Origin of the sequence: Paenibacillus ihuae (assembly GCF_001368795.1) — a bacterium.
In the GTDB taxonomy this organism is placed as follows: domain Bacteria; phylum Bacillota; class Bacilli; order Paenibacillales; family Paenibacillaceae; genus Paenibacillus_AQ; species Paenibacillus_AQ ihuae.
In genome coordinates this window covers 3,099,769-3,105,750 of sequence record NZ_LN831198.1, presented here as the reverse complement: position 1 = coordinate 3,105,750, position 5,982 = coordinate 3,099,769, and the positions used below count along the sequence as shown (strand labels likewise).

The window sequence follows — 5,982 nt, the reverse complement described above, 5'->3', positions numbered from 1 at the left end:
GACGAAGAATTAATCTCCGACAGCTTCGGACATGAATTTAACAGTTCCCCGCAATATGCTTTCTCAGCGATTGGCGGAGATACCAAAGACCCGGGTCTGCTCCTGGAGCGGATCAAAGAAGAAATCAATGCGGTTCTTGAATCCGGATTTGCAGAGAAGGATTTTGAACGGGCACGCAAAAAGAAAATCGGTGGTTATCTGCGGATGCTGAATTCACCGGAGAGTATTGCCCACGAATTCACACGTTACCAGTTCCGCGGGGGTGACCTGTTCGAAGTGCTTCCAATCTATGAATCCATTACGCTGGATGAGGTTAATACCCGCCTGCATGACCATGTGGACTGGGAACAGCTAGCCGTGTCGCTTGTGGTGAGTCCTTAATGGCCTTACCGGGAGAGAGCAGCAAACCTATAGGGGAAATGACCGTGCTCATTACAGGGGGCAGCGGGGGGATCGGCGGAGCCATCGCTGAACGCTTTGCTTCTGTAGGGATGAACATTGTCATTCATTATATGCATTCGCATGAAGCGGCAAATGATGTAGCCCGGCGCTGTCTGGCGCTGGGAGCTAAGGTAATGACTGTGGCTGCGGATATGAAAGACCGCAGCCAGCTTTTGCGTATGGCTGAAAGGCTGGATAGCAGCGGCATGCTTCCTGATATTCTGGTCAACAATGCTGGAAAGGCGCATTATGGCATGCTTGCTGATGTGACCGAGGAAGAATGGGATGAGGTTATGGCGGTCAACTTAAAGGGTACTTTTTTGTGCAGCCAGATCTTTATGCCCTACATGATTTCCCAGCGGTACGGCCGGATTATCAATGTATCCTCCGTATGGGGGATTTCCGGCGCTTCCTGTGAGGTGGCTTATTCCGCCAGCAAGGGCGGTGTGAATGCTTTCACGAAGGCGCTGGCTAAGGAGCTGGCTCCTTCAGGGGTAACGGTGAATGCTGTGGCTCCCGGAGCAGTCAACACAGCCATGCTGAACAATCTGCAGGAAGACGAGCTGCGGATGCTGGAGGACGAAATCCCTGCGGGCCGTCTGGCGTCACCGGAGGAAGTGGCTTCGCTTGTTTATTTTCTTGCCCTTCCGGAATCCGGCTATATCACGGGTCAGGTAATCAGTCCGAACGGCGGTTGGATTACATAATATCCGGCCAGCTTGGAGAAATGCTCCAGCATAAGAAGAATACGTACGAGACATATTAATACTGTTGCTTTTAAATCATCACGTAAGGCGGCTGTCACCTGAATCAGGCGGGCGGACCGTAAACATGAAGGAGGATTTAAGATGTCAACAGAAACCGTAGTGAAGAACTTTGATACATGGAAGAGCTTTTTGGGTGAACGGGTCATTCAGGCTGAAAAAATGGGGATGAGCGATGAAACCATCACCAAGCTGGCTTTTGAAATCGGGGAATTCCTCGACAAAAAAGTCGATCCGGGCAACTACTCTAACCGTGCGATCAAAGAGCTGTGGGATGTCGGTACGGACGATGAGAAGCATACCATTGCTGGACTCATGGTCAAGCTGGCGAAGAAAAACGCATAGGCATGCGGAATAAGCTCCCCTCGCGGGAGCTTTTCTGCAATTATTACAGCAGTGACCTTGCCTTTCATTTTCATTTTATATATCATTAACATGACCCGTGACGAAACCGGACATTTAAGGACGGCATAGCCGTTTTCATTTGTGATGTGGCAAAGTCTATAGGGAAAAGGAATCTATGAGGTGCAAATCAGTGGAATATAAACAGTGGTATATGGAGTACAAGATACATAAGAACAGACCCGGTCTGCTTGGAGATATCGCTTCAATGCTCGGAATGCTGGAAGTCAATATTCTGACCATTAACGGTGTGGAAGGCAAAACCCGCGGAATGCTGCTTGAAACAAGCGATGATGAAAAGATTATGCTGATGGGTGAAATGCTCAAAAAAGTGGATAATATTACGGTTACGGCACTGCGTTCTCCACGTCTTGTGGATAAGCTGGCCGTCCGTCATGGACGATATATTGACCGGGATTCGGATGACCGCAAGACATTCCGCTTTACCCGGGACGAGCTGGGGCTGCTCGTGGACTTCCTCGGTGAATTGTTTAAAAGGGAAGGCAATCAGGTTATAGGACTAAGGGGCATGCCGCGTGTAGGCAAAACGGAATCTATTATCGCCGGCAGTGTCTGCGCTCAGAAGCGCTGGACGTTTGTATCATCAACACTTTTGCGGCAAACCGTGCGCAGCCAGCTGGCTGAGGATGAAATGAATCCGCATAATGTCTTCATTATTGACGGCATTGTAAGCACAATCCGCTCTAACGAGAAGCATTATAATCTGCTGCAGCAAGTTATGGGTATGCCGAGTACGAAAGTGATTGAGCATCCGGATATTTTTGTACGGGAATCCGAGTATACCTTTGACGACTTCGATATCATTATCGAACTGCGCAACAACCCTGCAGAAGAGATTTTGTACGACTCGTTTACGACGAGCTACAGTGATGATTTATAACAATTAATTTTTTGGAGGTGATGGTATGTCGGAACTGGGCCGGCATTTGAAGGAGGCACGTCTGCAAAAAGGGATGAGTCTTGACGATGTCCAGGAAGTAACGAAAATCCGTAAGAAATATTTAGAAGCCATCGAAGCGGGGGATTATAAGGTTCTCCCGGGAAGTTTTTATGTCCGGGCATTTATCAAAACCTACGCGGAAGCGGTCGGAGTCAATCCGGACGAGCTGATGGAGGAGCACGGCAATGTACCGGCGGCTCCAGTGGATACAACGATGGAGACAGTTATTCAGAAACGCAGCCGCAGACCTGAAACCGAACGGAACGCGAAGTGGCTGCCGACAGTCCTGATGTGGACTTTCCCCGTGTTGATTATCGTAGTGATTTATTTGTATGCTTCTTCGAACATGGACAAGGCTGATCCTGAGAAGGTGGATTCAGCTAATTTGACGAAAGAGCAGCAGGATCCCTCCAAGATTCAGCCGTCACCAACGGCGGTGGGCGGCGGAATTGTCGGGGGCGAACCTACAGCTTCGGATGGTGCCGCAGCGGGTGAAGCGACAGCCACAGCTACTGTAGCTCCGACAGCTACACCAATTCCTTCGCCGTCTAATTTGCCGGTTACGGTTACTGAAGACCGCAAATCGGGCAAAACGACTGTTTTTAAAGTGACTGCTCCTTCAGGCAGTGCTGTACAGGTAGAGATTGCTGCTACCGGTGTAAGCTGGCTTGAAGTATACAAAGGCGAGAATTCCAAAGGCGAGAAACTCAGCTTCGGGAATACCGCTGCAGGCGACACAATGAGCTTCACACTTGGTGCTGAAGGAATGTATATCAAATCAGGATATTCTCCTGCGACAAGTATTACGGTAAATGGCCAGGAAATTACAGACGGTAAGACCTCATCCCGGCTGCTGCTAGAACTGGATGACGGCACCTCCGCCGGCACTGATAATCCAGAGGCTACAAACGCAGGAACGGATGGCGCTACTGACGGTGACAGCAGCAATACAGGTGAATAAGGCAGCAGAGTATAGATTTTGGTAATCTGGAGAACCTAAGAGTGACTTACAGTTCTTACGCCAAAGTGAGGTGTATTCACTCATGACCGTTAGCTGGATCGTAACAGGGCTGGGCATTATCGTCAGTCTCCTCGGGTATTATCTGACACCGAGTGCCTGGGGCTATGGAATTCTGGGCTTTGGACTGGCGCATATTGTGCTGGGGATTCTGGATATGTTCCGGGCTCCCGCACGCAGCAGATAAAAGTGCCTGCTCAGCGTCTCCCGGAAGAGCGTTTGCCGGGGGACGTGTTTGTGCCTGAGGGGCCTTGAACAAACAATTGTTTTTCACAGAAACGGGTGCTCTCTTTATAAGAGAAGCACAGCCGTTTCTTCTTGCATGCCGGGCAGTTTCTTTCCATAAATAGACTTCATCTGCCCTTTCTCATATAATAGGAAAAGAATAATTGTAGCAAAGGACGTGAAATAATGAGTTCGGAAAGTTCATTTGACATTGTATCCAAGATGGACATGCAGGAATTAACAAATGCTGTTCACCAGACTGAGAAGGAGATCGATAACCGGTTTGACTTCAAGAACAGCAAGAGTAGTCTTAAGTTGGAGAAAGACGCGCTTATTATTGCTTCTGAGGATGAATATAAGCTAAATGCTGTCATTGATATTTTACAGTCGAAGATGGTTAAACGCGGAATTACACTCAAAAATTTGGATTTTGGCAAAGTGGAGCCGGCTTCGCTGGGAACTGTCCGTCAGCGTCTGGGTCTCAAACAGGGTATTGATCAGGAAAATGCCAAAAAGATCAATATTCTCATCCGGGATTCCAAGCTGAAGGTAAAAAGCCAGATTCAAGGCGATCAAATCCGCGTTACCGGCAAAAGCCGGGATGATCTGCAGCAAATTATCCAAATTTTACGAAAAGCCGATTTACCGCTTGATTTGCAGTTTAACAATTTAAAGTAAGCTGATGAGGTACCCCGCAGTGCTTACGCACCCATCTTTGCGGGGTGCTTTCAGTTTTTTTGACACCTACATATGGCTATAATATACTAGCCTAAGCAGTTTTGATGAAAATTGTGGAATCTCGTAATTTGTAAGGATCAGGGGAGGAACTTCAGTGAATTTGCCCAACCGCATTACGCTTGCACGTATTTGTCTTATCCCGATTATGATGTTTTTTTGCTGGTGAATTTTAAGTTTTATCCGGAGCCTATCCATTGGGGATCATTTCAGCTTTCGGTTAATCATCTGATCGCAGCTGTAATTTTCCTTCTAGCCGCCAGTACGGACGGTATAGACGGCTACATTGCCCGGAAATATAACATGGTCACCAATCTTGGCAAGCTGCTCGATCCGCTCGCGGACAAGCTGCTGGTTTCTGCAGTACTGATTTCGCTCGTTGAGCTGGGAAGATGCGATTCCTGGATTGCTATCGTAATCATCAGCCGCGAGTTTGCGGTAACCGGACTGCGCCAGGTGGCACTGCTTGAAGGCAAGGTAGTAGCTGCCAGCAAATGGGGCAAGATTAAGACGGTTACACAGATTGTCGCCATTTCGCTTTTGCTGCTCAACAATTTCCCGTTTCAGTTCGTCAGCATCCCGGTGGATGATATCGCCATTTGGGCCGCAGCTATCATCACGATCTACTCCGGGGTTGATTACTTTGTGAAAAACAAGGAATTGCTGGAGCTGCATAACGCTTAGATTAAATTACTCATCCAACCTATAGCCAGGAGGAGAAACCAGCTATGAAAGCAGAAATTATTGCCGTAGGCACAGAGCTTTTGCTAGGACAAATCGTAAACAGCAACGGGCAGTTTCTATCGGTAGAGCTGGCCGCGATGGGAATAGACGTCTACTTTCAAACAGTAGTTGGAGACAACAGCAGCCGTATTCAGCAAGCCATAGAAATTGCCAAAAGCCGTGCGGATATTATTCTGTTCACCGGCGGAATCGGCCCGACCGAAGATGACCTTACCAAGGAAGCGCTGGCTGCAGCATTGGGCCGTACGGTTCATATCGACCAGCTTGCGATGGATCATGTGCAGAGATTTTTCGATGACCGCAAAATTGTAATGACTGAGAACAACCGCAAGCAGGCACTCATTATCGAAGGAACAACACCGCTGCCGAATGAAATCGGTCTGGCAGTGGGTCTTGCTTTTGCTCATGAGGATAAATACTACATTGTGCTTCCCGGCCCGCCGCGGGAGATGAAGCCGATGTTCATTGACAAAGCCAAGCCATGGCTGCTGCAGCATGCGCTCACGAATGAAATGCCGATTTACTCCAAAATGCTTAAATTCGCCGGTATCGGTGAATCACTGCTCGAGGACAAACTGATTGATCTGATTCGGGGTCAGAGCGATCCGACGATAGCCCCTTATGCCAAGGAAGGCGAAGTGACGGTACGGATATCAACAAAAGCGCCTTCTGAGCGTGAAGCAATGGAGAAG

The 5,982-nt window shown here is 48.5% G+C and carries 7 protein-coding genes and 2 pseudogenes; all 9 read left to right on the top strand.

The window, feature by feature from the left end; all coding sequences use genetic code 11:
- A pseudogene (locus AQR02_RS34255) lies at positions 1–381 on the top strand (EF-P 5-aminopentanol modification-associated protein YfmH); the annotation flags it as partial.
- Positions 381–1,148 (top strand): elongation factor P 5-aminopentanone reductase, encoded by a 768-nt coding sequence (gene ymfI / locus AQR02_RS14100; RefSeq protein ID WP_054941028.1) that lies wholly within the window; start codon positions 381–383, stop codon positions 1,146–1,148. The pseudogene AQR02_RS34255 and the gene ymfI, both read left to right, overlap by 1 nt.
- Before the next feature lie 141 nt (positions 1,149–1,289).
- The gene (locus tag AQR02_RS14095) at positions 1,290–1,550 is read left to right on the top strand and encodes a DUF3243 domain-containing protein (protein ID WP_054941027.1); all 261 of its coding nucleotides are present in this window, start codon (positions 1,290–1,292) and stop codon (positions 1,548–1,550) included.
- 190 nt (positions 1,551–1,740) lie between these two features.
- Positions 1,741–2,508, top strand: coding sequence for a DUF3388 domain-containing protein (locus AQR02_RS14090; RefSeq protein WP_082451853.1), 768 nt, complete (start codon positions 1,741–1,743; stop codon positions 2,506–2,508).
- Positions 2,509–2,533: 25 nt separating this feature from the next.
- Positions 2,534–3,529 (top strand): helix-turn-helix domain-containing protein, encoded by a 996-nt coding sequence (locus AQR02_RS14085; RefSeq protein WP_054941025.1) that lies wholly within the window; start codon positions 2,534–2,536, stop codon positions 3,527–3,529.
- 82 nt (positions 3,530–3,611) lie between these two features.
- Positions 3,612–3,773: a hypothetical protein gene (locus AQR02_RS32870; protein ID WP_167347618.1), complete on the top strand. Its 162-nt coding sequence runs from the start codon at positions 3,612–3,614 to the stop codon at positions 3,771–3,773.
- A gap of 224 nt (positions 3,774–3,997) precedes the next feature.
- A complete protein-coding gene (locus AQR02_RS14080; RefSeq protein ID WP_025704683.1) occupies positions 3,998–4,489 on the top strand; it encodes a YajQ family cyclic di-GMP-binding protein in 492 nt (163 codons plus the stop codon).
- A gap of 154 nt (positions 4,490–4,643) precedes the next feature.
- Positions 4,644–5,230 (top strand): annotated as a pseudogene (pgsA, locus tag AQR02_RS14075) (CDP-diacylglycerol--glycerol-3-phosphate 3-phosphatidyltransferase).
- A 44-nt stretch (positions 5,231–5,274) separates the two neighbouring features.
- Positions 5,275–5,982, top strand: a 708-nt coding sequence (locus tag AQR02_RS14070) for a CinA family nicotinamide mononucleotide deamidase-related protein (protein ID WP_148449158.1), incomplete at its 3' end; no start/stop codon positions are given.